Consider the following 22,681-nt stretch of genomic DNA (forward strand, 5'->3'; position numbering starts at 1 on the left):
TTTGCAGGAGCCACTATAGCACACCCGACTTCACTTTTCAATTCCCCATCGTCATTATAGGATAATTCAATAAATTTCTGCCGTGTCATTATCAATCGCCTTTTACGAAAAATCAGCTCCGCAGGGTGGCCCGGAGCCGGTCGGGCCGGAGCAGCAGATCCAGGCCGCTGACCGCTGAGGGGACCAGTACATCCGCGCGGGACAGCAGGGCGGCGCACACCCCCTCCTCCTCCAGCACTGCCACCGACAGGGCGGCAGCGTCAAACATGGGGATGTCGTTAAAGCCGTTGCCCAGGCAGACCGCTCCTCCCCCCAGCTCCCGCACGATCTCTGCTTTACAGGCCGCCGCCCCCTCCCGGGGGAAGGTGCGTACCTCCACCCCCAGCGGAGCGCACTGTTCCCGCACTGTCCCATAGGTGTCCGCCGTCAGGACCAGGATCTCCAGCCGGTCTTTCAGGGCCGCCAGCCGGTCCGCCACGCCGGGCAGCAGAGCCCCATCCACCGCGATGGTGCCGTTATAATCCAGCACCAGATAGTTCAGCTCCAGTGTCTCCCGTCCAGGGATCGAAACAGTCAGCATACCCATCTCTCCTTCCGTCTCTCCGCACGCTTTGGCGCTTTTATTCTTATTATGACTGTATTGTCCGGAGCTGTCCAGCCGCTTTGGTCCTGCGCGGCTCTTTTTTATTGTTTTGGTCAGAATGTCCAAAATTCAACCGAACAGAATAGGAAAACTTCCGAATCTTCACATGGTGCTTGACTTTCGAATATGTCACTCATATAATAGCGACATAGCGAACAACCTATCAAGCGATAAAGAAAAGGAGCTGGTAGATTTGAAGATCACCAAGATCGAAGTATTTCGCCTCCCCACCGCCAATAGCAAGCAGAACAGCCCCATCGGCTGCCGCATCCACACGGACGCCGGCATCTGCGGCGACGGCGAAGCCGGTATGGCCTACGGCGTGGGCGGCACCGCCGCCTTCGGCATGGTGTGCGACCTGGCCGAGCTGGTGGTGGGCATGGATCCCCTCCAGACCGAGCTGATCTGGGAGACCATGTACAAAAAGACCTTCTGGGGCCAGAACGGCGGTCCTGTGGTATTCTCCGGCATTGCCGCCATCGACGTAGCCCTGTGGGACATCAAGGGCAAGTTCTTCAACGTTCCCGTGTACCAGCTGCTGGGCGGCAAGGTCCGGGACAAGCTGCGCACCTATGCCAGCCAGCTGCAGTTCGGCTGGGGCCAGGTGGGCGTCAGCGAGCACCTGTGGGCCGTTACCCCCGAGGATTACGCCCACAACACCAGGCTGGCAGTTGAGGAAGGCTTCGACGCCATCAAGGTGGACTTTTTCGACCGTGACGAGGAGGGCAAGCCCCTCAGCTTCCTGGACACCACCGGCATTCTCACGCCCAAGCAGCTCAAGATGGTGGAGTCCCGCATGAAGGCCGTCCGCGAGGCCGCCGGCGACGATGTGGACATCATCATGGAGAACCACTCCTATCCCGACGCCCTGGGCGCCGTGCAGCTGGCCAGGCTGGCTGAGAAGTACAACATCATGGCCTTTGAGGAACCCAACACCCCCACCACCCAGACCGTGGAATACATCGCCAAGTACACCAGCGTGCCCATTGCCAACGGCGAGCGGCTCTTCTCCCGCTGGCAGTACGCCGACTACTTCAAGCGCAACCTGCTCCAGCTGGCCCAGCCCGACATCGGCAACTGCGGCGGCATCTCCGAGGTCAAGAAGATCTGCGACATGGCCCACGCCTATGACGCCGGCATCCAGGTCCACGTGGCGGGCAGCCCCCTGGCCACCAACGCCGCCCTGCATGTGGAGTGCACCATCCCCAACTTCATTATTCATGAGCACCACACCTGCAACCGCATGGACACCTGCCTGGGCCTGACCAAGTACAACCTGCAGCCTGAGAACGGCTACTTCACCGTTCCCGACCTGCCCGGCATCGGCAACGAGTTCCTGCAGGAGGCCATTGATAAGGCCACTCTGTACAAAGTCGTGGAAGCTCCGGTATAATTCTCCCGAATAACCGTTCATTCTGGTAAAATGCCATGGCATTTTGCCGGCGCGTGCGCCGGCAGTGTCCTTCCCCGTGATTTCCGGCATTGTCTCCCGGAGAGGCGCCGCTCCGGGAGACAATGCATCACCCGCTTTTGAATTGAGTATTGGAGGAGTCATTATGGCAATTAAGGTAATCCGCGAAAAAGAGCCCGGTCCCGGTACGCTCGGCAAGCCTGAGCTGTACGCGCTGGCAATCGGCCAGGTCATCGGTGCCGGCGTCATCACGCTGATCGTTCCCGCCATCAAGATGACCGGCTATTCCGCCTGGCTGGCCTACTTCATGGCGATCATCATGGGCTTTTTGATGATCCTTCCCACAGTGTTCATTTCTTCTACCGTCCGAATGGGCGGCGGCAACTACTCCATGCTGTGCGGCATGGCCGGTCCCCGTGTGGCCGGTGTGTTCGCCTTTATGTACCTGACCCAGTGTGTCAGCCTGTCCCTGTTCGGTGCCTCCGCCGCCGCTTATCTCGGCGACATCATCCCCGCTCTTGGCACTCCCGTCGCCAAGGTCATCGTAGGCGCCTCTCTGCTGACCTTCTTCTATGTGGTCAACCTGATGGGCGTGGATATCATGGCCAAGGCACAAAAGCTGATGACCTGGCTGCTCATCGCCGCCCTGATCCTCTTTGCCATCGTAGGCATCTTCAAGATCCGTCTGCCCATTTTCGATTTCTCTGATCCCAACTTCCTCATCAACGGCTGGGGCATCACCTTCACCAACGGCCAGATCTCCGGCGGCTTCTGCGGCGCGGTGCTGCTGTTCGTTTACTCCACTCAGGGCTATGCCCATGGTGGCTGTATTTACAGCCATTTCGTTTCTCTACTACGGTCTGCTTCAGCTTTTGTCCGTCCCGTGACCTGTTTTCCTGCCGTTTCCAGATATTCTGAAAATACAGGGTGACAAACCGAGGTTTTTTCTATATAATTAGAATGTAAAATAACATAAAAACCCGTTTGATATGGAATGTTCCTCAGCGGGAAAGTAAGTCAGGTGGATACTGAAATGGAAAACGAACGGGTTCGGCCGGCCCGGAAACGGCAAAAAATCACCCGTATGTCTGTGGTGGATCAGGTATGTGCCTCCATCAAGCAGGACATTGCGGACGGCGTATGGAAAGCAGGGGACAAGATCCCTTCGGAAGGGGAATTTGCGGAGCTGTTCGGCGTCAACCGTCTGAGCGTCCGCATGGCCCTGCAGAAGCTCAGCACGCTGGGTATCATCGAGACCCGGGTGGGCGAGGGTTCCTTCGTCCGTTCCTTTTCTCTGCGGCCTTTTCTCAGCGAGATCGCTGTCTTTTACGATGATGACGAAAAATACCGCGAGGTGCAGCAGCTGCGCAACCTGCTGGAGGGCGAGTGCATGAATCTGGCCATCCAGTACGCCACGGAGGAGGAAAAGGCCCGGCTCCATGAACTGCTGGAGCAGTACAACGCGGACACGAAGGAATTTCACAGGAACATTGACGACCAGGAGCTGCTGGACCGGGTGGTGGACGCCGATTTGGCGTTTCACTACCAGGTGGTCAAGATGGGCCATAACAGTCTCTATAAGGACGTCTATTTTATGGTGCAGCAGCTCATCCGGCGGCATATCGCCCACATGGTCAGCACCCGCACCCATCGGAGGGTGGAGGCCGGCCTGTCTCCGGACGCCATGGACGATACCCATATCCGGATCTATGAAAGCATTGTTCACGGCGATGCAGAGGCCGCCCGGCGCGCCCGGGAGGAAGTCCTGGGCATCGTCCCCGTCCACGGTATGGATGTGTTTGACTGATACTAATTTCAAATGAAAGCTTTCATTTGAAATTCCGTGCGCTGCGCGCACTGGCATCATGCGTTCCGCATGATGCCGCGCCAGGTTTTAGTGTGAGCGTCCTTTTTTAAATGGCAAAAGCCGAAGCCCATCCGGTTCGGATGGGCTTCGGCTTTTTTGAAAAGAGAGAGAGGAGGTAAATGAAAAACACGTATTTAACTCTATTTAGAAACACAGGCACGCCCATGTTGTCTTTTGTCCGCCCCCGCAGCCTGGGGCGGTGTTGTTTGGGTATTCCCTGACTGCACCTATAGGATACCACGCTTTCCCCGCCAAGAATTGGACAGTTTTTAAATCGTCTGTGAATAATATGTAAACTCATTCCGCTCCGTCTGTGCTCTGCCTCCCCCATCGGCATACGATATACATTCCGCAGGAGAGGATGACAGGCGGGGACAGCACCCGGAACAGGCCAACTGAGCAGAACCAAAAGTGCTCCGCGGGACTTTTCTCCCGCGGAGCGTTTTGTTTGCAGCATATGGTCTCAGGGCCGCAGTATCAGGCGAAGTAGGCCGCGCCGCTCTCGAAGAGGGGCTGGTGCTTGTCGCCGGGGATGTTCTTTCCCACGTACTCGCCCCGCCGCTCGGAATGGCCCATCTTGCCGAACACCCGGCCATCCGGGGAGAAAATGCCCTCGATGGCCATCAGGGAGCCATTGGGGTTCACGTCGATATCCATGGAGGGGATGCCGTCGGCGTCCACGTACTGGGTGGCCACCTGGCCGTTCGCCGCCAGCTGGTCCAGCAGGCTCTGGGGGGCCACAAAGCGGCCCTCGCCGTGGCTGATGGGGATGGCGTGGAGGTCGCCCACCTGGCTCTTGAGCATCCAGGGGGAGCGGACCGACGCGATGCGGGTGGTCACATACCGGCTCTGGTGGCGGCCGATGTTGTTGAAGGTCAGGGTGGCGCAGTTCTCGTCCATGGGCCGGATCTCGCCGTAGGGCACCAGACCCAGCTTGACCAGGGCCTGGAAGCCGTTGCAGATACCCAGCATCAGGCCGTCCCGGTTTTTCAGAAGGTCGTGTATGGCGTCGGTGATGCTGGGGTTGCGGAGGAAGGAGCAGATGAACTTGGCCGAGCCGTCGGGCTCGTCGCCGCCGGAGAAGCCGCCGGGCAGCACCACCATCTGGGCGGAGCGGATGGCGCTCTCCAGGGCCTGGGCCGACTGGGCCAGGGTGGCCGAGCTCAGATTGCGCACCACCAGGATCTCCGGCGCGATGCCCGCCCGCTCGCAGGCGGCGGCGGTGTCATACTCGCAGTTGGTGCCGGGGAACACGGGGATGACCGCCCTGGGCCGGGCGATGCGGCTCCCGGCCACAATGGGAGCGCGCTGGGCGCAGGTGAGCAGGGGCGGGGTGCCGGCGTCGCAGGTGCGGGTGGGATAGACCTCCTCCAGCACATGCTCGGAGATGGTCAGCAGTTCGGAAATGGGAGCCTCCTCGCCGGGCAGTTTGATGACGGGCTCCTCGGTGGTGTAGCCCAGCAGGAGGCCGCCCTCCACCTCGCTGTCACACTCGGCGATGATGGCCCCGCTTCGCACGCCGTACCACACGTTGGGCACGTCCTCCCGGGCGGCAAAGCCGATCTCATTGCCGAAGGACATCTTCATGATACCCTCGGCCACGTTCTCCTCCACCGCCCAGGCGGCCTTCACCTGACCGGCGGCGCACAGTTCATGGACATGGGCAAAGCACTGGTTGATCTCGCCGCAGTCCAGGGCGTTTTCCGCCTGGAAGAGGTACACCGGGTGGCCGGCCGCCTTGAACTCGGGGGAGAGCACGTCCCCGGCTTTGGCGGGGGCGATGGCGAAGGAAATGAGGGTGGGGGGCACGTCCATGTCCAGGAAGGAGCCGGACATGGAGTCCTTGCCGCCGATGGCGGCCACGCCCAGGCCCAGCTGGGCGGTCAGGGCGCCCAGCAGCGCGGCGAAGGGCTTGCCCCAGCGCTCCGGCTCGTCCCGCAGCTTTTCAAAATACTCCTGGAAGGAGGCGTAGGCCGCCTTGGGATCGCAGCCCGCGGCCACCAGCTTGGCCATGGAGGTGAGCACCGACACGAAGGCGCCGGTGTAGGGGTTTCGTTCCATCAGGTAGGGATCGAAGCCCCAGGCCATCACCGAGCAGGTGTCGGTGGTGTGGCCGGGACCCACGGGCAGCAGGGCGGCCATGGCCTGGGCGGGGGTGCGCTGCGTTTTGCCGCCGAAGGGCATGAGCACCGAGCCCGCGCCGATGGAGCCGTCGAACCGCTCGACGAGGCCCCGGCGGCTGGCGGTCTTGAGGCTGGCGGCGGTGGAGCGCAGGCTTCCCTTGTGGAACAGGCTCTCAGGAGTAAAGTAGTCGGGCACGGTGACGCAGGTATGCTTGGCCGCGCCGTTGGTGTTCAGGAAGGCCCGGGAGAGGTCGGCCACCTTCCTGCCCCGCCAGGTCATCACCATGCGGGGCTCCTCAGTGACCCGGGCCACAATGTAGGCCTCCAGGTTCTCGGCCCCGGCGGCGGCGATGAACTTGTCGGCATCCGCCTCAGCCACCACCACGGCCATGCGCTCCTGGCTCTCGGAAATGGCAAGCTCGGTGCCGTCCAGGCCGTCGTACTTCTTGCGCACCGCGTCCAGGTCGATGGACAATCCGTCGGCCAGCTCGCCGATGGCCACGCTGACGCCGCCGGCGCCAAAGTCGTTGCACCGCTTGATCATACGGGTCACGTCGCCGTTGCGGAACAGGCGCTGGATCTTGCGCTCCTCGGGGGCGTTGCCCTTCTGCACCTCAGAGGCCATGGTGGCCAGAGATTTCTTGTTATGGCTCTTGGAGGAGCCGGTGGCGCCGCCGATGCCGTCCCGGCCGGTGCGGCCGCCCAGCAGGATGACCACATCGCCGGGGGCGGGGACCTCCCGCACCACGTTGGCCGCGGGAGCGGCGCCCACCACGGCGCCCACCTCCAGGTGTTTGGCCACATAGCCGCTGTGGTAGACCTCGGCCACATGGCCGGTGGCCAGGCCGATCTGGTTGCCGTAGGAGGAATAGCCCGCCGCGGCGGTCTGGGCCAGCCTGCGCTGGGGCAGCTTGCCCTCGATGGTCTTGCTCAGGGGGGTGCGGGGGTCGCCGCAGCCCGTGACGCGCAGGGCCTGGTAGACATAGGAGCGGCCGGACAGGGGATCCCGGATGGCGCCGCCGATGCAGGTGGCCGCGCCGCCGAAGGGCTCGATTTCGGTGGGGTGGTTGTGGGTCTCGTTCTTGAACATGAGCAGCCAGTCCTGCTCCTCCCCGTCCACCGTAGCGGTGACGTGGACCGAGCAGGCGTTGATCTCCTCACTCTCGTCCAGGTGCTTCAGCACGCCCCGCTTCTTGAGCACCTTGCCGGCAATGGTGGCAAGGTCCATCAGAGTCTGGGGGCGGACGGCGGCCTTTTCTTTCCCATAGACCTCCTCCCGGGCGGAGAGGTACATCTGATAGGCGGCCTTCACGTCCTCGTCCAGGATCTCCACCGAGTCGATGTGGGTGGAGAAGGTGGTGTGGCGGCAGTGGTCGGACCAGTAGGTATCCACCACCCGCAGCTCAGTCAGGGTGGGGTCACGGCGTTCCTCGTCCCGGAAATACGCCTGGAGGAACTTCAGGTCGGCCAGGTCCATAGCCAGTCCGTAATCGGAGAGCATGGCGGCAAGGCCCTGCTCATCCTTGGAGCAGAAGCCCTCCAGCACCGCCACGTCGGCGGGGACGGCGTACTCCCGCTTCAGGGTGTCCACCCGGTCCAGTCCGGCCTCCCGGCTCTCCACCGGGTTGATGAGGTACTTTTTGACCCTGGCCAGCTCCTCCTCGCTGACCTGGCCCTGGAGGATATATACGGTGGCGGCGGCCACCAGGGGCCGCTCCCCGCCGGTGAGCAGCTGCACGCACTGGGAGGCCGAGTCGGCGCGCTGGTCGTACTGGCCGGGCAGTGCCTCCACGGCAAAGAGCCGGTCGTCGCCGGGGACGTCGGGGAAGGTCTCGTCATACGCCGCGTCCACCTGGGGCTCGCTGAGCACGGTGGTGCGGATGGCCTGATAGGTGGCCTGATCCACGCCCTCCACGTCGTACCGGTGGAGGATGCGCACCCCGGTCAGTCCCTCCAGCCCCAGCTCGTTCTTCAGCTCGCCGTACAGGCGGCGGGCCTCCACATCGAAGCCGGGCTTCTTTTCTGCGTAGCAGCGAAATACGTTACCCATTTCCATAACCCCTTTATGTCTATGTCTTTCGTTCGGTTTCGTCGCGCTGGTCTCTCTGTATCCACGCCGGAAACGGCGGGCCTGTTTTTCCATTCCTATTGTAATGCGTCCAGGGCCAGGCCGCAAGCCGGGAAAATGCCGGGCTTTTGCCGAAAATCCCGCTTTATTTTGTCACTTCCCAGTCCGCAAAGCGGTAAAACAGGTTCTGCTGGGTGGGCGTCATGCCCGACACCTGTCCCCACTGGGTCAGGGCCGACCGGTTCTTGAAGCAGAGCACCGTAAAGGGCACCTCCTCCAGCAGCCTGGTGTAAAAGACCCGGCCTGCCGCGGTCCGGGCCGCCCCCTGGGCCGCCCGCCAGGCGGACAGGGCGCCGGTCAGCTCCCCGCCGGTATACTTTCCGTAGTTGAGGGCGCCTCCCGCCAGCAGCGGCGAGGGGTCGAAATCCCCGGTGAGCAGCACCTCACCCAGATAGAGGTCGAAGTCGCCCCTCTCCAGCGCGTCCACATAGTCGCTCCAGGCCAGCTTCTTCACCGTCACCCCGACGCCGGCGGCCGTCAGCTCACGGGCCAGCTCGTCGGCCACGTCCAGCTTGCAGGCGCTGTCCTGGTTCACCAACAGCGTCAGCTCCATCTGCCGGCCCCAACGGCTGTATTTCCCGCCGCTCTTACTCCAGCCCGCCTGCTCCAGTCCCTGGGCCATGGCCTGTGGGGAATAGGCCGCCGTCTCCGCCAGTGTTTCGTCGTAGGCGGCGGAACCCGGGTGGACGGGCAGCACGGCCTCCGCGGCGTGGCGGGAGAGCAGGCCGGTACAGATGGTGGTGCGGTCCATCCCCAGGCTCAGCGCCCGGCGGACCGCCGCGTCCCGGCACACCCCGCCGGCGGTATTGAAGCCCACAAAAAGCATATCCGCCGTGGGGTAGTCCACCGTCTCAAAGCTGCCGGAAAAGCCCAGGGAGTTGGTCCCGGTGAAGTCCGTGTCCGCCAGGGAGATCTCCCTGGTATCGAAGAGATAGACCAGGTCCTCGGCCTGCTCCACCGGACGCAGGGGGATGGTCTCGGGCTCCGGCGTGCCCTGCCGCCAGCCGCCGGAGCGGCGGCGGAGGCTCAGGCCGGTGTCGTCTCCCTCCAGTACATAGAGTCCGGTGCCCGCCGGACGCTGGTCGTTCCCCTGCCGGACAATGGGGACGTCCAGCAGGGCGGGCAGGGCGCCGTTGGGGGCGGACAGAGTCAGCTCCACCGTCCCCTCTCCCGCCCGCACCCCGGCCACCTGGGCCAGCCGGGCGGCGTAGAGGGCGCTGGAGCGGGCCAGATCCAGGGAATAGACCACATCGGCGGGGGTCAGGGGGCTGCCGTCGGAGAAGGTCACCCCCTGCCGCAGGGCAAAGGTCCACACCAGGCCGTTTTCCGACACGGTATGGCTCACCGCCAGGGCGGGCCGGGGCTCAAAGCTCTGATCCAGCTCGTAAAGTCCGTCGTACATCAGCCCCGCCAGGGCCAGGTTGGTCCGCCCCGTCCCCGTGATGGGATGAAAGCTGGCCTGGGGATAGCAGGGCAGGGCGAATTCCATGGGCCGGGCCTGCGGCGTGGGGCTGGGGCTTTCCGTGGCCGCCGGTGTTGGCGACGGCTCCGGCGGAGTTCCGCAGCCGGCCAGTCCCGCCGCCAGCAGCAGGGCCAGGGCCCCCAGGGCCATACGCTGCCGTTTTCCCATCACAGCAGCTGGATCATGGCGGCCTGGCTCCCCCGCTCGCCCCTGGTGTAGCGGTGGGACCAGAAACGGTCATGCTGGCACATGGTGCATACATCGGACACGGCGATATGCTCCCGCTCCAGGCCCAGCTTCTCCAGCCGCAGGGCGTTGAGGCCCTTCAGGTCCACGTGGAACTTGCCGTCTCCCCCCATCTCCATGTGGCGCAGCGCGGCAGCTCCCAGAGCCCCGCTCAGGGCGTTGGGCACGTCCTCATCGGTCTCAAAGCAGCACTTGGAGATGCCCGGGCCGATGGCGGCCAGGATGTTGGCCGGCCGGGAGCCGTAGACGTTCACCATCTTCTCCACCGCCCGGTTCACGATGCCGTTAGCAGTGCCCCGCCAGCCGGCGTGGACCGCTGCGACCACACGGCGCTCCGGATCGTAGAGCAGGATGGGCAGGCAGTCGGCCCCGAAGATGGTCAGGCACACTCCGGGGATATCGGTGATGAGGCCGTCGGCCTCATAGTCCCCCTTGCTGTGGATGCCCCTGCCCCGGTCGGCCAGGGTCACCGTGCGCACCACGTCCCCGTGGACCTGATTGGAGAGGACCAGTCCCTCATAGTCGGTGCCGATGGCCCGGCACCAGCGCCGGTAGTTCTCCAGCACCTTTTCCCGGTCGTCCCCCCGGCAGAAGCCCAGGTTCAGCGAGGCGTAGATCCCCTCGCTGACGCCCCCCTCCCGGGTGGAGAAGCCATGGGCCACCCCGCCGGCGGCGTCAAAGCCGTCGCAGTGCAGAACGGGGATGCCCTGTTTGACAGATTCCGTAATTACCATACTCAGATCCTCAACAAGCGAGAAAAGCAGAATGGGCCCTCTCCGGCCGGGCCGGTCTGTCTCATTCCGCTTCTCTCATATATCACAGTCATGCTCCGCCGGGCCCCGCGGCCCGGCGGCTCTCTTTGTTATTGATACTCAGGGCCGTGGTACCCGGAAGGCGCGGGCGTTTTCTGCGGAAAACGCGTCGCTTCGCTTCCCGGCCGCGCCTTCCAGGGGGAACCAGTTCCCCCTGGATACGCGCCGCACAGCGGCGCGATACCCCCTCCGCTCTCCGAGGGGGCTCAGGTTTTGCGGATATGCGGCTCTTCCTTATTGATACTCGGGGCCGTGGTACTCGGCGCAGTCGCACTTTTTCCACTTCTTTCCGCTGCCGCAGGGGCAGGGGTCGTTTCGGCCGATCTTGCCCTGCTTCTTGACCGGCTGCTTCTTCACGGTCTGGTCGCTGCCGCCCGACTCGCCGGTGACCTTGGCCACCCGCTCGCGCTTGACCGCGCCGCCTACCTGGACCCGGGCCAGATAGATGCGGCGGATGGTCTCCTCCTGGATGGCCGCGATCATGTTCTCGAACATCTCGTAGCCCTCGCGCTTGTACTCGACCACCGGGTCGCTCTGGCCGTAAGCCCGCAGGCCGATGCCCTGGCGCAGCTCCTGCATGGCGTCGATGTTGTCCATCCAGTACTCGTCCACCACCCGCAGCATCATCACCCGCTCCAGCTCACGCATCAGGGGCTCGCCCAGCTCCTTCTCCTTGCGGGCATAGATGTCGGTGGCCCGCTCCAGCAGCATGTCGGAGAGCTGCTGGGGGGTGTACTGCTCCAGCTCGCTGTCGGTAAACTTGAACTCGTCAGGCCGCAGGAACAGTCCCCGGAAGGGCGCGCACACCTCCCGCCAGGTCTCGGCGTCCAGGTGCTTCTGCTCGCCCACGTGGCCCATAACGGCGTTCTCCACCACGGTGCGGAGCATCTTCTGGATGTTGTCCTTCAGGTTCTCGCCGTCCAGTACCTGGCGGCGCTGCTTGTAGATGACCTCGCGCTGGGTGTTCATCACGTCGTCGTACTCCAGCACCGTCTTACGGGTCTGGAAGTTGCGGGACTCCACCTGCTTCTGGGCGTTCTCGATGGCGCCCGAGAGCATCTTGGCGTCGATGGGGGTATCCTCGTCCACGCCCAGCTTCTCCATCATGCCCATGACCCGTTCGGAGCCGAACAGGCGCATGATGTCGTCCTCCAGGGACAGGTAGAACCGGGTCTCGCCGGGGTCGCCCTGGCGGCCGGCACGGCCGCGGAGCTGGTTGTCAATACGGCGGGACTCGTGCCGCTCAGTGCCCAGAATGAACAGTCCGCCCACGGAGCGGACCTTCTCGGCCTCCTCCTTGATGGACTCCTTGTACTTGGCCTCGGCCTCCTTGAACATGCGCCGGGCCTCCAGGATCTCCTGGTTGTCGGTCTCGGCAAAGCCGGTGGACTCGGCAATGAGCTCGTCGCTGAGGCCCGCCTTCTTCAGGTCGGCCTTGGCCAGGAACTCGGCGTTGCCGCCCAGCATGATGTCGGTGCCGCGGCCGGCCATGTTGGTGGCCACGGTGACGGCGCCGAATTTGCCGGCCTGGGCCACAATTTCGGCTTCCTTCTCGTGGAACTTGGCGTTGAGGACGTTATGCTTGATGCCCTTGCGCTTGAGCATTTCAGAGAGCTGCTCCGACTTCTCGATGGAGATGGTGCCCACCAGCACGGGCTGGCCCTTCTTGTGGCACTCCTCGATCTGGCCCACAATGGCGCGGTACTTGCCCCGCTCGGTCTTGTAGACCACGTCGGGGTTGTCCTTCCGGGCCAGGGGCTTATTGGTGGGGATCTCCACGATATCCAGAGAGTAGATGGTGCCGAACTCCTCCTCCTCGGTCATGGCGGTGCCCGTCATGCCCGAGAGCTTGCCGTACAGGCGGAAGTAGTTCTGGAAGGTGATGGTGGCCAGGGTCTTGGACTCCCGGGCAACGGTGACATGCTCCTTGGCCTCGATGGCCTGGTGCAGGCCTTCGGAGTACCGGCGGCCGTACATCAGGCGGCCGGTGAACTCGTCCACGATGATGACCTCGCCGTCCTTGACCACGTAGTCGATGTCCCGCTTCATCAGGCCCCGGGCCCGGATGGCCTGATTGATGTGGTGGGACAACGTGGTGTTCTCCACGTCGGCCAGGTTCTCCAGATTGAAGGCCTGCTCGGCCTTTTTGATGCCCCGGGCCGTCAGGGTGACGGTCTTGGCCTTTTCGTCCACGATGTAGTCTGCGTCCTCGTCGGGGTCCTCCTCCTCCTTGGTGTCCACGCTGGCCACCCGCTTGCCCTTCAGGCGGGAAACAAAATTGTCCACGATGGTGTAGAGCTGGGTGGACTGGTCGCCCTGACCGCTGATGATGAGAGGGGTGCGGGCCTCGTCGATGAGGATGGAGTCCACCTCGTCCACGATGGCGAAGGAGTGGCCCCGCTGGACCATCTCGCCGGCGTAGATAGCCATGTTGTCCCGCAGGTAGTCAAAGCCGAACTCGTTGTTGGTGCCGTAGGTGATGTCGGCCTGGTAGGACGCCTTGCGCATCTGGGGGGGCACGTCGTGGATGATAAGACCCACGGTCAGGCCCATGAAGCGGTACACCTTGCCCATCCACTCGCTGTCGCGCTTGGCCAGGTAGTCGTTGACGGTGACGATGTGCACGCCCTCGCCAGCCAGGGCGTTGAGGTAGGCGGGCAGGGTGGCCACCAGGGTCTTACCCTCGCCGGTCTTCATCTCGGCGATGCGGCCCTGGTGCAGGATGATGCCGCCGATGAGCTGCACCCGGTAGGGCTTCATGCCCAGCACACGCCAGGCCGCCTCCCGGCAGGCGGCGAAGGCCTCGGGCAGGATGTCGTCCAGGGTCTCGCCGTTCCGGAGGCGCTCCTTGAACTCCGGCGTTTTGGCCTTGAGCTGCTCGTCGGTAAGGGCGGAGTACTCCGCGTCCAGCTTCTCGATCTTATCCACAATGGGATTGATGGCCCTGAGCTCCTTGGCGGAGCTGTTGCCAAACAGCTTTTTGAGAATATTCATGTCTGGTCAGATCACCTTTCTCGCATGGTACGGGGACAACCAATGTCTGCAAAATATCAGGTTAAAGTATATCACAACCCATCCCGATAAAAAAGGGGAAAATTATGAATAAATCCATGTCCCTCCCCGTTCCCGGTATCCATTCGGTATTCTCCCGGTAAAAAAACAGAGAACCCGCTCCCGGCGTATCGACTTTTCCGCCGTTTTGCGGTAAACTATGGTAGAAGGGCGGTCCTATGCCCCGGACCGCCGGTTCTTCCGCCATATCGTCTGTAAAGGAGTGGATCTCATGAAAAAACGTCCCCTGCGCACGCTTCTGACCGCCCTCATGACGGCGGCCATGCTGCTCTCCCTGATGCCGGCCGCCTTTGCCGCCGGCGAGACCCATATCACCATCCTGGGCACCTCCGACATGCACGGCAACATCTGGGGCTACAGCTATGAGGACAACAAGGAAAGCGCCAACAACGGCATGGCCCGCCTCTACACCTACATCCAGCAGGTTCGGGACGAGAATCCCAACACCATCCTCATCGATGCCGGCGACGATATCCAGGGCACCATCATGACCGACGACATCTACAACAAGACCCCCGACCAGCCCCATCCCGTCATCGCCGCCATGAACTTCATGGGCTATGACGCCATGACCCTGGGCAACCATGAGTTCAACTGGGGCATTTCCACCATGCGCAAGATCCTGGGCCAGGCCGACTTCCCGGTGCTGGCCGCCAACGTCAAGGACGCCGGCGCCAAGCCTGTCACCGGTGCCGGCTGGACCATCGTGGAGAAGGGCGGCGTGAAGGTGGCCGTCATCGGCGTGGTCACCCCCGACGTGCCCATCTGGGACGGCGGCAAGGAGGGCGTTGAGGACTGCGCCTATTCCGCTGCCAACACCGCCGTCAAGGCCGCCATTGCCGAGATCGGCGGTCAGGCCGACGTGATCGTGGTCTCGGCCCACATGGGCATGTATGCCGAGTTCGACGAGGAGAACGGCTCCGACTCCGCCCAGAAGATCCTGGACGACAACCCGGAGGTCGACGTGCTCCAGGTGGCCCATAACCACGTGGTGGTCAAGGACCAGCAGGGCTCCACCGTCATCGGCGGCGCCCGCAACGGCGGCCGGGATATCGTCCGCTTTGACCTGACGCTGGACAGCGCCAAAAACGTCACCGCCTCCTCCGTGGAAGTGGTTGACATGAACGGCGTCACTCCCAGCGAGGAGATCCGCTCCATCCCCCTGGTGAAGGAGGCCCATCAGAAGACCATCGACTTCATCCAGGGCGGCTCCGGCGCGGACGGCGAGGGCGGCTCCGCCCTGGGCACCACCACCGCCAAATTCCAGCCCGCCAATGAGATCGCCGGCCTGCCCCAGGGCAAGCTGGAGGACACCGCCGTCATGGATCTGATCAACCGCATCCAGCTGGAGGCCTCCGGCGCCGACGTATCCGCCGCCGCCCTGTTCAAGGACACCAGCGACCTGCCCGAGGGCGACATCAACTACGGCAATATCTTTGACATCTACAAGTTCGACAATACCCTCTACCGGGTCCCCGTCACCGGCAAGGAGCTCAAGGCCTACATGGAGTGGTCCGCCGAGTGCTACAATCAGTGGGTCCCCGGCGACCTGAGCATCTCCTTCGACCCCGAGTACCCCGGCTATCTCTACGACATGTTCGCCGGCGTGGACTATGAGATCGACCTGTCCCAGCCCAAGGGAGAGCGCATCAAGAACGTGATGTTCCAGGGCGCTCCCCTGGCCGACGACCAGGAACTGACCCTGGCGGTGAACAACTACCGCTACTCCTCCGCCCTGAAGAGCCAGGGCCTCGTCTCCGGCAAGAAGGAGTGGGAGTCCTCCAACGCCATCCGTGACATGATCGTGGCCTATTTTGCCGAGCACTCCCCTGTGGCCCCCGCCGTGGACAACAACTGGAAGATCACCGGCGTGGACCTGCAGCTTGACAATCCCGCCCGGGCCAAGCTCATCGCTCTGGTGAACAACGGCCAGCTGGAGACCCCCTACAGCGCATCCCTGAATCTGGACGCCTATGCCGGCGTGCTCTCTCTGGCGGATAACGTGACCCTGGCCGGAGGTCAGACCGGCACCGCCGCCGCCATCACCCTGGCCGACGGCACCACCTACTACCGCCTGCGTGACCTGGCCTTCCTGTTCTCCGGCAGCGAGGCCCAGTTCAACGTGGGCTGGGACGGCCGCGTGACCGTTACCACCGGCGCGGCCTATGACGGCGCCGTGGTCACCCTGCCCATGCAGGCCCCCGCCGCCCAGTCCCCCGCCGACATCACCGTCAGCGTGGACGGCAGGGACGTGACCGTGTCCGCCATCGCTTTTGAGGGCCACTACTACCTCTCCGCCGCCGGCGTGAACGCCCTGCTGGGCGCCTCTCCCCTGGCTGGCTGAGTCCTTTATTCTCCCGTACTGCCGGGGCCCGGCGGCGGTTGCCGCCGGGCCCCTTTTATGTTAAGATAATGTCTGCCGAATAAACCGCTTTGCGGTTTATTCGTGCGGCAGCAGCCGCACAATTCGATCAAAAGGGCCATTCTCAGCCCTTTTGATCGAATTCAGACATTGTTACAATGCGCATTAAGATAAGATGATCTGATTTTAAGGGATAAGGAGTGGGGACCATGGCCCTGCCGAAACTGATCGTGATCCTGGGCACCACCGCCTGCGGCAAGAGCGGGCTGGGGGTGGAGCTGGCCAAGTGCGTGGGGGGCGAGATCGTCTCAGCCGACTCCCGCCAGGTGTACAGGGGGCTGGACCTGGGCACCGGAAAGGTAACGGCCGAGGAGATGGACGGCGTGCCCCATCACCTGCTGGACGTGGTGGAGCCCAACGAGTCCTACTCGGTGGCCCAGTTCCAGCGGGACGCCTATGAGGCCATTGACGGCATCCTCTCCCGGGGGAAGGTCCCCATCCTTGTGGGGGGCACCGGGCTCTATGTCCGCTCTGTCACCGAGGGCTATACCTTCCGGGACGCCCGGCCCGACCCTGCCCTGCGCGCGGAGCTGGAGGAGAAGAGCGCCGACGAGCTCTACGCCCTGTTCCGGGAAAAGACCGGCCGCACCCTCTCCGGCGGCGAGGAGAAGAACCATCAGCGCCTGGTGCGCACGCTGGAAAAGCTCCTCTCCGGCGAGGAATTGTCCGAGGCCCCCCGCTCTCCCCGCTACCAGTGTCTCCTGCTGGGGGTCAACTACCCCCGGGAGGTGGTGTGCCGCCGCATCGACGAGCGGCTGCACCGGCGCATCGACGCCGGCATGATCGACGAGGTGGCCCGGCTCCGGGAAGCGGGCGCTACCGACGCCTTTCTGGACGCTTTGGGGCTGGAGTACCGCTACATCCTCCGGTATCTTACCGGGGAGATACCCTCTCCGGACGCCCTGGCCGACGAGCTGGGCCGGGCCATCAAGCGCTTTGCCAAGCGGCAGGTGGTCTGGTTCAAAAAGGACAGGGACGTGCTCTGGCTGGACATGGAGCACGATCCTCTGGAGCAGGCTCTGGGAGCCTCCCGGTCTTTTCTGGCCCAATGATGCAGGAAAAGCCGCCGCGGACAGTGTTCCGCGGCGGCTTTTTGCCGTACCGGGTCTCCGGAAATGGGCCTCAGGTCAGCGCCTGGAAGCCCAGGACCACCACCCCCAGCACCACCAGGATCACGCCGGTGGCCCGGTTCAGGGTGCGGGGGTCGGCCCGGTTGGCCAGTCTGGCGGCGACGCGCGCCCAGAGCAGGGTGAAAAGTACACATAGCGCCAGGACCCGCAGGTCGGGCATCCCGCCGATGACAAAATGGCTTACCGAGCCGGTGAAGGCGGTAAAGGCCATGATGAATACGCTGGTCCCCACCGCGGTCTTGAGCTCATACCCCAGGACGCTGGTGAGGATGAGAAGCATCATCATTCCGCCGCCCGCTCCCACGAAGCCGCAGATAAAGCCCACCAGAACGCCGCACACCACCGACTGCATGAACCGCTTCCGGGGGCTGACGGCCGCCATGGCCTCCTTGCTGGTCATCACGGGGCGGACGATGAACTTGACGCCCAGCAGCAGCGTCATGAACACGGAGAAGCTGCCCATGGTCTGATTGGGCACCCGGCTGGAGACCCAACTCCCCACCATCGTGAAGCACAGGACGGAGATCATCATCACCAGCCCGTTCTTTACGTCCAGATTTTTATTGCGGTGATAGATCCAGGCGCTGACCGCGCTGGCCAGTACGTCGCTGGCCAGCGCAACGCCCACGGCCTGATAGGCGTTCATGTGCAGAAAGGTAATGAGCACCGGGCTGATCACCGCCGCGGCGCTCATACCGGCAAAACCGGTGCCCAGACCGGCGCCGGCGCCGGCCAGAAAACAGACGAGAATGGTATAAAGCATGCAGGGTCTCTCCTTTTAAAATGGCATCTCTTCCAGATTGCGGGCCATCCGGGCCAGGCCGCGCTCCACGCTCCGGATCTCCTCCGGCTCCAGCCCCCGGGTCAGCCGGGCAAAAAATCGCTCCTGGGCGGCCCGGCCCGCCGCCACCGCCTCCCCGGCGGCAGGCTGCACCGCCAGATGGACCCGCCTGCGGTCTCCTCTGGAGATGATCCGGCGGAGAAAGCCCCGGCGCGCCAGATCGGCCGCCGCCAGGGACACATGGGACTTGCTCAGGCCCTGGCGCTCAATGATATCTGCGGCCGTATCCAGATCGGGATGCCGGTCCAGAAAGAGCAGGATATTCAGCTCCATGCGGGTCAGGCCGTAAGGCACGGCGGCTTCCTCCAGGGCCTGCGCGTAGAGGCGGCGGGCCAGAGACAGGATGTTCCAGAAATCAGGGGACATGATGGCCTCCTCTAAATAGTTCTATTTTGAACATATTGTATGATAAACACGCGCTCCCCATTTGTCAAGTCCATCCGGGGAGCGCGCTGTTTTATTTCTGCGCCGCCGCAGGCACGTCTTTCACCTTTCGCTCCGTCTCCCGCAGGGCCTCCTCTCGCAGCTCCTTCAGGAAGGGGAAGGGGGCGCACTCTTCGGAGGCATAGGTGCGGTTCAGGTCATACTCCAGCGGGAGCCAGGTGTCCAGCGGGGCCTCGTTGTGCTGAATGACGGCCTCCAGCTTGTCCAGGGCCTTGTACACGCGGGCCTCCGCCGTCTCCATGGCGTCCATCTCGGTGAAAAGGGCCGAGAGTTCCTCCCCCGCCTTGCCGGAAAGCTGGAGGAGCAGGCCGGCCACCGCTATATTCTCCACCGCCTCGTCCACCTCTTTTTTCTCAAACGCAGGGATGTCGCCGGTGACCGCCTCGCCGAAGTCGTGGATGAGACACATGCGCATCACCTTGTCCATATCCACGCCGGGCATGGCCTCCCGCAGCAGCAGGGCCATCACCGCTAGGCGCCAGGAGTGCTCGGCCACCGACTCGTGCCGGCCGGTGGAGGTCCAGGAATGGCGGGTGTTGCACTTGAGGGCTTCGATGGTATGAAGAAAATCCATCAGTGCGCCCGGCTCCAGCGGCGTATTGGGTTCCAGCATCATTTTCTTTCCTTCCCTTCCCGGCCCGGCCGGCCGTTTCTCTATTTTCCCACGCAGAAGCGCTCAAAGATGCGGGCCGTCACGTCCTCCCGCAGGCTGCGGCCGGTGAGCTCTCCCAGGGCTTCCATGGCACCCTCCACGTCCACCAGCACCGCGTCGGGGGTCATGCCGGCGGCCAGGCTCTTTCGGGCAGAACGCACCCCCTCCAGGGCCCGGCCCGCCGCCCCGGCCTGCCGGGCGTTGGTGAGCATTTCACCGCTGTCCTGGGCGGCGTCCGGCGGGAACAGGGCTTCAATGGCCTGTTCCAGACGGTCCAGGCCGTACCCGGTCCGGCTGCTGATCTCCAGCACCGGCGGCAGGTCCTCCCCCGCAAGGACAGGGGGCGTGTCCGTCCCCTCCCACAGGTCCTGCTTGGTAAGGAGGAGCAGCACCCGCGGCACCTGCTCCATGGCGCAGCGCAGCAGGGCCATATCCTCCTCCCCTACGTCGCCGCCGTCCACCAGCACCAGCGCCAGCTCGGCCCCCTTCAGGGCGGCCCGGCTGCGCGCCACGCCCATGCGCTCCACCGCGTCCCCGGTCTCCCGGATGCCCGCCGTGTCAATGAGCCGCAGCAGCCGCCCGCCCAGGGTGCACCGCTCCTCCACCGTGTCCCGGGTGGTGCCGGGAATATCGGTGACGATGGCCCGCTCGTACCCCAGCAGGGCGTTGAGCAGGGAGGACTTGCCCGCGTTGGGCCGGCCCACGATGGCGCAGGGGATGCCCTCCATCAGCAGCTTCCCCCGGCGGTAGGTATCCAGCAGGGCGGAGAGCTCCCCCTCCGCTGCCGCCAGGGCCCGGTCCAGGCTGTCCGCCCCAAAGGCGTCGATGTCCTCGTCCGGGTAGTCCAGCACTGCGTGGAAATGGGCGCTTACGTCCACCAGCGCCCGGTAGATCTCCTCCACCCGGCGGCTGAGCCGGCCGGAGAGCTGCCCTCCGGCGCAGCGGGCGGCCTGGGCGCTCTCGGCGTCGATGAGGTCGGCCACCGCCTCGGCCTGCAGCAGGTCCAGCCGGCCGTTGAGAAAGGCCCGGCGGGTGAATTCCCCCGGCCCCGCCTGGCGGACTCCCTGGGCAAAGAGGGCCTCCAGCCCCAGGGCCAGCACCGCCGGAGAGCCGTGACACTGCAGCTCGGCCGTATCCTCCCCGGTATAGCTCTCCGGTCCCCGGGAGATGGTGGCCAGCACCTGGTCCACCGGACGGCCCTCCCGGTCCAGCAGGTTTCCCAATACCAGCCGGCGGCTCTCATATTCCGCCAGGGGCCGCCCGCTTTTGGCCCGAAAGACCGCTCCCGCCGCCCGGATGGCCTCCGGCCCGGACAGGCGCAGTATGCCGACCGCGGCCCGGGCAGGCCCTGTGGCGATGGCGGCAATGGTATCCCTCATCCGATCCACCTTCCTCACCCGCGCTCCGCGGGGATATCTGTCCCATTCTACCACGCATCCCCCATCCGGGGCAAGCCGCCTTCTGTTTTGCGCCCTTTTCTTTTTTAGTCGATTTTACCATCTTTTTTCCTTCTGTTTACTTTATGTAAACGCTTAGCTGCATATTGTGTCCGCTTTTTCTTTCCACATGTATGTGGATAACTGTGTGGATAATGTGGAAAAGCCTGCGCTGCAATCCACCCCTTTTTCTTCCAATTCTTCTTTCGTGCATATCACTTTGCATAAGCGCCTACAAAACCAAATTATTTTTTTGCCGGCAGATATAAAGTCTCTCCTTTTCTCCCAATTTAAGTCATATTATGTCTTTTTTTCGTGTAAAAACCTTTGGACAAGTCATATTAAGTGTACTATAATCTAAACTGGAGGTATCAATTTTATCAGCCGCGCTTGCAGCGAAGGCGCGGAGGGGAGCGGAGTTCTTTTCTCATCTTACTTCACCCCTATGCCTGTATACTGATCCGGCCGGTTCTCCGCCCGCGGGCGGGGAAATCCCACCGCCGGCTGACAGGTAAGCGGCATATCCCACATCCCCGGATCATGCCGCTTCGTCCGCAACGAGATGAGATAGCTTGGAGGGGACCGTCCCCTCCGTCGGACATCCTGTGGAGGGATATCTAAATTGAATATCAAACAGAACACAGCAAAGAGCAATGCCATCTATGAGCTGGATGGACGCCCGTCCATCCTCCAAGCCTTCCCCCTGGGACTCCAGCAGCTGCTGGCCATGTTCGTGGGCAACATCGTCCCCATGATCCTGGTGGCCAGCGCCGCCGGAATGAGCAGTGCGCAGGGTACCCTGCTCATCCAGTGCTCGGTCCTGGGCGCGGGCGTCGCCACCCTGATCCAGGCTTTCCCCCTCAGACTGGGAAAGATCCGCATCGGCTCCGGCCTGCCTGTCATGATGGGCCTGACCTATACCTTCCTGCCCATCTGCCTGGCCATCGCCACCAACCAGTCCCTGGGACTGGGCGTGCTCTTCGGCGCGCAGCTGGTGGCCGCCTTCACCTCGATCTTCGTGGCCTTCATCCTGCCCTACATCCGCAAGTTCTTCCCGCCCATCGTCACGGGCACCATCATCGTATCCATCGGCATCTCCTGCTTCCCCATCGCGGCATATAACCTGGCCGGCGGTCAGGGGGACCCCGCCATCGGCCAGCTTCACAACTGGCTCATCGGCGCGCTGGTCATCGTGGTCATCGTGGCCTGCTCCGCCTTCGGCAAGGGCATGGTCAGCGCCGCGGCGGTGCTCATCGGCATCATCGCCGGCTACCTGGTAGCCGCCTTCGCCGGATACGTTGATTTCTCCCCCGTGAAAGAGGCGGCATGGTTCGCTATTCCCCGTCCCCTGGCCTTCGGCGCGCTGAAGTTCGATGTGACCATTATCCTGGTCTTTATCCTGCTCTACTTCATCAACGCCGTGGAGATGGTGGGCGACATGACCGTGTCGGCCACCGGCGGCCTGGGCCGTCAGCCCAGGGACGAGGAGCTCTCCGGCGGTATCATGGGCAATGCTGTTGCCTGTATGTTCTCTTCTATTTTCAACTGCTTCGCCACCGGCTCCTACAGCCAGTGCTCCGGCATCGTGGCCATGACCAAGGTCTGCTCCCGCTATGTCATGGGCGCCGGCGGCCTGACGCTGGTGGTGGCCGCCTTCTGTCCCAAGCTGGCCTCGGTGCTCTCCACCATCCCCAACTGCGTGGTGGGCGGCGCCACCATCGTGGTCTTCTCCATGATCACCATGAGCGGCATGAGCCTGGTGGCCAAGAGCCGCTTCACCAGCCGCTCCATGCTGGTGTGCGGCATCTCCCTGACGCTGGGTCTGGGCATCTCCTTCGCCAAGGACAGCCTGGACGTCATCGGCGGCTATGTGCAGATGTTTTTCGGTGAGTCCAGCATCATCCTGGTGGCTCTCACCGCCATCGTTCTCAATATCGTTCTGCCCAAGACACAGGAGGACCGGGACGCCGAGGTGTCCGCCGACTGATTAAC

The 22,681-nt window shown here is 63.4% G+C and carries 15 protein-coding genes; 6 read left to right on the forward strand and 9 right to left on the reverse strand.

Features of this window, described 5'->3' with window-relative positions:
• Positions 1 to 112: 112 nt before the first annotated feature.
• On the reverse strand, positions 113 to 580 hold the full coding sequence (locus ACTNBZ_RS04660) for an HAD family hydrolase (RefSeq protein ID WP_441208531.1): 468 nt from the start codon (positions 578 to 580) through the stop codon (positions 113 to 115).
• A 256-nt stretch (positions 581 to 836) separates the two neighbouring features.
• Here ACTNBZ_RS04660 and ACTNBZ_RS04665 point away from each other — a divergent pair, with 256 nt between their 5' ends.
• The 3 genes from ACTNBZ_RS04665 (at position 837) to ACTNBZ_RS04675 (ending at position 3,861) form a co-directional block, all read left to right on the forward strand.
• Positions 837 to 2,036 (forward strand): mandelate racemase/muconate lactonizing enzyme family protein, encoded by a 1,200-nt coding sequence (locus ACTNBZ_RS04665; protein WP_441208532.1) that lies wholly within the window; start codon positions 837 to 839, stop codon positions 2,034 to 2,036.
• A gap of 163 nt (positions 2,037 to 2,199) precedes the next feature.
• Positions 2,200 to 2,985, forward strand: coding sequence for an amino acid permease (locus ACTNBZ_RS04670; protein WP_441208533.1), 786 nt, complete (start codon positions 2,200 to 2,202; stop codon positions 2,983 to 2,985).
• Positions 2,986 to 3,087: 102 nt separating this feature from the next.
• Positions 3,088 to 3,861, forward strand: coding sequence for a FadR/GntR family transcriptional regulator (locus ACTNBZ_RS04675; protein ID WP_441208534.1), 774 nt, complete (start codon positions 3,088 to 3,090; stop codon positions 3,859 to 3,861).
• 537 nt (positions 3,862 to 4,398) lie between these two features.
• On the opposite strand, the gene ACTNBZ_RS04680 is transcribed toward ACTNBZ_RS04675, so the two are convergent.
• The 4 genes from ACTNBZ_RS04680 to secA form a co-directional block, all read right to left on the reverse strand.
• A complete protein-coding gene (locus ACTNBZ_RS04680) occupies positions 4,399 to 8,094 on the reverse strand; it encodes a phosphoribosylformylglycinamidine synthase (protein WP_441208535.1) in 3,696 nt (1,231 codons plus the stop codon).
• 163 nt (positions 8,095 to 8,257) lie between these two features.
• The gene (locus tag ACTNBZ_RS04685) at positions 8,258 to 9,802 is read right to left on the reverse strand and encodes an ABC transporter substrate-binding protein (RefSeq protein ID WP_441208553.1); all 1,545 of its coding nucleotides are present in this window, start codon (positions 9,800 to 9,802) and stop codon (positions 8,258 to 8,260) included.
• Entirely contained in the window at positions 9,802 to 10,614 is an 813-nt protein-coding gene (pgeF, locus tag ACTNBZ_RS04690) for a peptidoglycan editing factor PgeF (protein ID WP_441208536.1), read from the reverse strand. The genes ACTNBZ_RS04685 and pgeF overlap by 1 nt, the downstream gene beginning before the upstream one ends.
• A 312-nt stretch (positions 10,615 to 10,926) precedes the next feature.
• The gene (gene secA / locus ACTNBZ_RS04695; RefSeq protein WP_441208537.1) at positions 10,927 to 13,686 is read right to left on the reverse strand and encodes a preprotein translocase subunit SecA; all 2,760 of its coding nucleotides are present in this window, start codon (positions 13,684 to 13,686) and stop codon (positions 10,927 to 10,929) included.
• Positions 13,687 to 13,975: 289 nt separating this feature from the next.
• Here secA and ACTNBZ_RS04700 point away from each other — a divergent pair, with 289 nt between their 5' ends.
• Together ACTNBZ_RS04700 and miaA are read left to right on the forward strand one after the other, a co-directional pair.
• A complete protein-coding gene (locus tag ACTNBZ_RS04700) occupies positions 13,976 to 16,108 on the forward strand; it encodes a bifunctional metallophosphatase/5'-nucleotidase (RefSeq protein WP_441208538.1) in 2,133 nt (710 codons plus the stop codon).
• Between the two features lie 227 nt (positions 16,109 to 16,335).
• The gene (miaA, locus tag ACTNBZ_RS04705; protein WP_441208539.1) at positions 16,336 to 17,238 is read left to right on the forward strand and encodes a tRNA (adenosine(37)-N6)-dimethylallyltransferase MiaA; all 903 of its coding nucleotides are present in this window, start codon (positions 16,336 to 16,338) and stop codon (positions 17,236 to 17,238) included.
• A 70-nt stretch (positions 17,239 to 17,308) separates the two neighbouring features.
• Here miaA and ACTNBZ_RS04710 read toward each other — a convergent pair whose 3' ends face one another.
• From ACTNBZ_RS04710 to mnmE, 4 genes are all read right to left on the reverse strand, one after another.
• The gene (locus tag ACTNBZ_RS04710; RefSeq protein ID WP_441208540.1) at positions 17,309 to 18,079 is read right to left on the reverse strand and encodes a sulfite exporter TauE/SafE family protein; all 771 of its coding nucleotides are present in this window, start codon (positions 18,077 to 18,079) and stop codon (positions 17,309 to 17,311) included.
• 15 nt (positions 18,080 to 18,094) lie between these two features.
• Positions 18,095 to 18,523, reverse strand: a complete 429-nt coding sequence (locus tag ACTNBZ_RS04715; protein ID WP_441208541.1) for a MarR family winged helix-turn-helix transcriptional regulator — start codon at positions 18,521 to 18,523, stop codon at positions 18,095 to 18,097.
• A 91-nt stretch (positions 18,524 to 18,614) separates the two neighbouring features.
• Positions 18,615 to 19,214, reverse strand: coding sequence for an HD domain-containing protein (locus tag ACTNBZ_RS04720; RefSeq protein WP_441208542.1), 600 nt, complete (start codon positions 19,212 to 19,214; stop codon positions 18,615 to 18,617).
• Positions 19,215 to 19,255: 41 nt separating this feature from the next.
• A complete protein-coding gene (gene mnmE / locus ACTNBZ_RS04725; RefSeq protein ID WP_441208543.1) occupies positions 19,256 to 20,632 on the reverse strand; it encodes a tRNA uridine-5-carboxymethylaminomethyl(34) synthesis GTPase MnmE in 1,377 nt (458 codons plus the stop codon).
• 679 nt (positions 20,633 to 21,311) lie between these two features.
• On the opposite strand from mnmE, the gene ACTNBZ_RS04730 reads away from it, so the two are divergent.
• Positions 21,312 to 22,676 (forward strand): uracil-xanthine permease family protein, encoded by a 1,365-nt coding sequence (locus ACTNBZ_RS04730; protein WP_441208544.1) that lies wholly within the window; start codon positions 21,312 to 21,314, stop codon positions 22,674 to 22,676.
• Positions 22,677 to 22,681: the final 5 nt, after the last annotated feature.

Source organism: Pseudoflavonifractor sp. HCP28S3_F10 (assembly GCF_052065415.1).
Classification (GTDB): domain Bacteria; phylum Bacillota; class Clostridia; order Oscillospirales; family Oscillospiraceae; genus Pseudoflavonifractor_A.

What these genes read in the sequence shown, in the direction of transcription:
- ACTNBZ_RS04660 (WP_441208531.1), bottom strand. Translation starts at nt 580, where the DNA reads ATGCTGACTGTTTCGATCCCTGGACGGGAGACACTGGAGCTGAACTAT.
- ACTNBZ_RS04670 (WP_441208533.1), top strand. Translation starts at nt 2,200, where the DNA reads ATGGCAATTAAGGTAATCCGCGAAAAAGAGCCCGGTCCCGGTACGCTC.
- ACTNBZ_RS04675 (WP_441208534.1), top strand. Translation starts at nt 3,088, where the DNA reads ATGGAAAACGAACGGGTTCGGCCGGCCCGGAAACGGCAAAAAATCACC.
- ACTNBZ_RS04680 (WP_441208535.1), bottom strand. Translation starts at nt 8,094, where the DNA reads ATGGGTAACGTATTTCGCTGCTACGCAGAAAAGAAGCCCGGCTTCGAT.
- ACTNBZ_RS04685 (WP_441208553.1), bottom strand. Translation starts at nt 9,802, where the DNA reads ATGGGAAAACGGCAGCGTATGGCCCTGGGGGCCCTGGCCCTGCTGCTG.
- pgeF (WP_441208536.1), bottom strand. Translation starts at nt 10,614, where the DNA reads ATGGTAATTACGGAATCTGTCAAACAGGGCATCCCCGTTCTGCACTGC.
- secA (WP_441208537.1), bottom strand. Translation starts at nt 13,686, where the DNA reads ATGAATATTCTCAAAAAGCTGTTTGGCAACAGCTCCGCCAAGGAGCTC.
- ACTNBZ_RS04700 (WP_441208538.1), top strand. Translation starts at nt 13,976, where the DNA reads ATGAAAAAACGTCCCCTGCGCACGCTTCTGACCGCCCTCATGACGGCG.
- miaA (WP_441208539.1), top strand. Translation starts at nt 16,336, where the DNA reads ATGGCCCTGCCGAAACTGATCGTGATCCTGGGCACCACCGCCTGCGGC.
- ACTNBZ_RS04710 (WP_441208540.1), bottom strand. Translation starts at nt 18,079, where the DNA reads ATGCTTTATACCATTCTCGTCTGTTTTCTGGCCGGCGCCGGCGCCGGT.
- ACTNBZ_RS04715 (WP_441208541.1), bottom strand. Translation starts at nt 18,523, where the DNA reads ATGTCCCCTGATTTCTGGAACATCCTGTCTCTGGCCCGCCGCCTCTAC.
- ACTNBZ_RS04720 (WP_441208542.1), bottom strand. Translation starts at nt 19,214, where the DNA reads ATGCTGGAACCCAATACGCCGCTGGAGCCGGGCGCACTGATGGATTTT.
- mnmE (WP_441208543.1), bottom strand. Translation starts at nt 20,632, where the DNA reads ATGAGGGATACCATTGCCGCCATCGCCACAGGGCCTGCCCGGGCCGCG.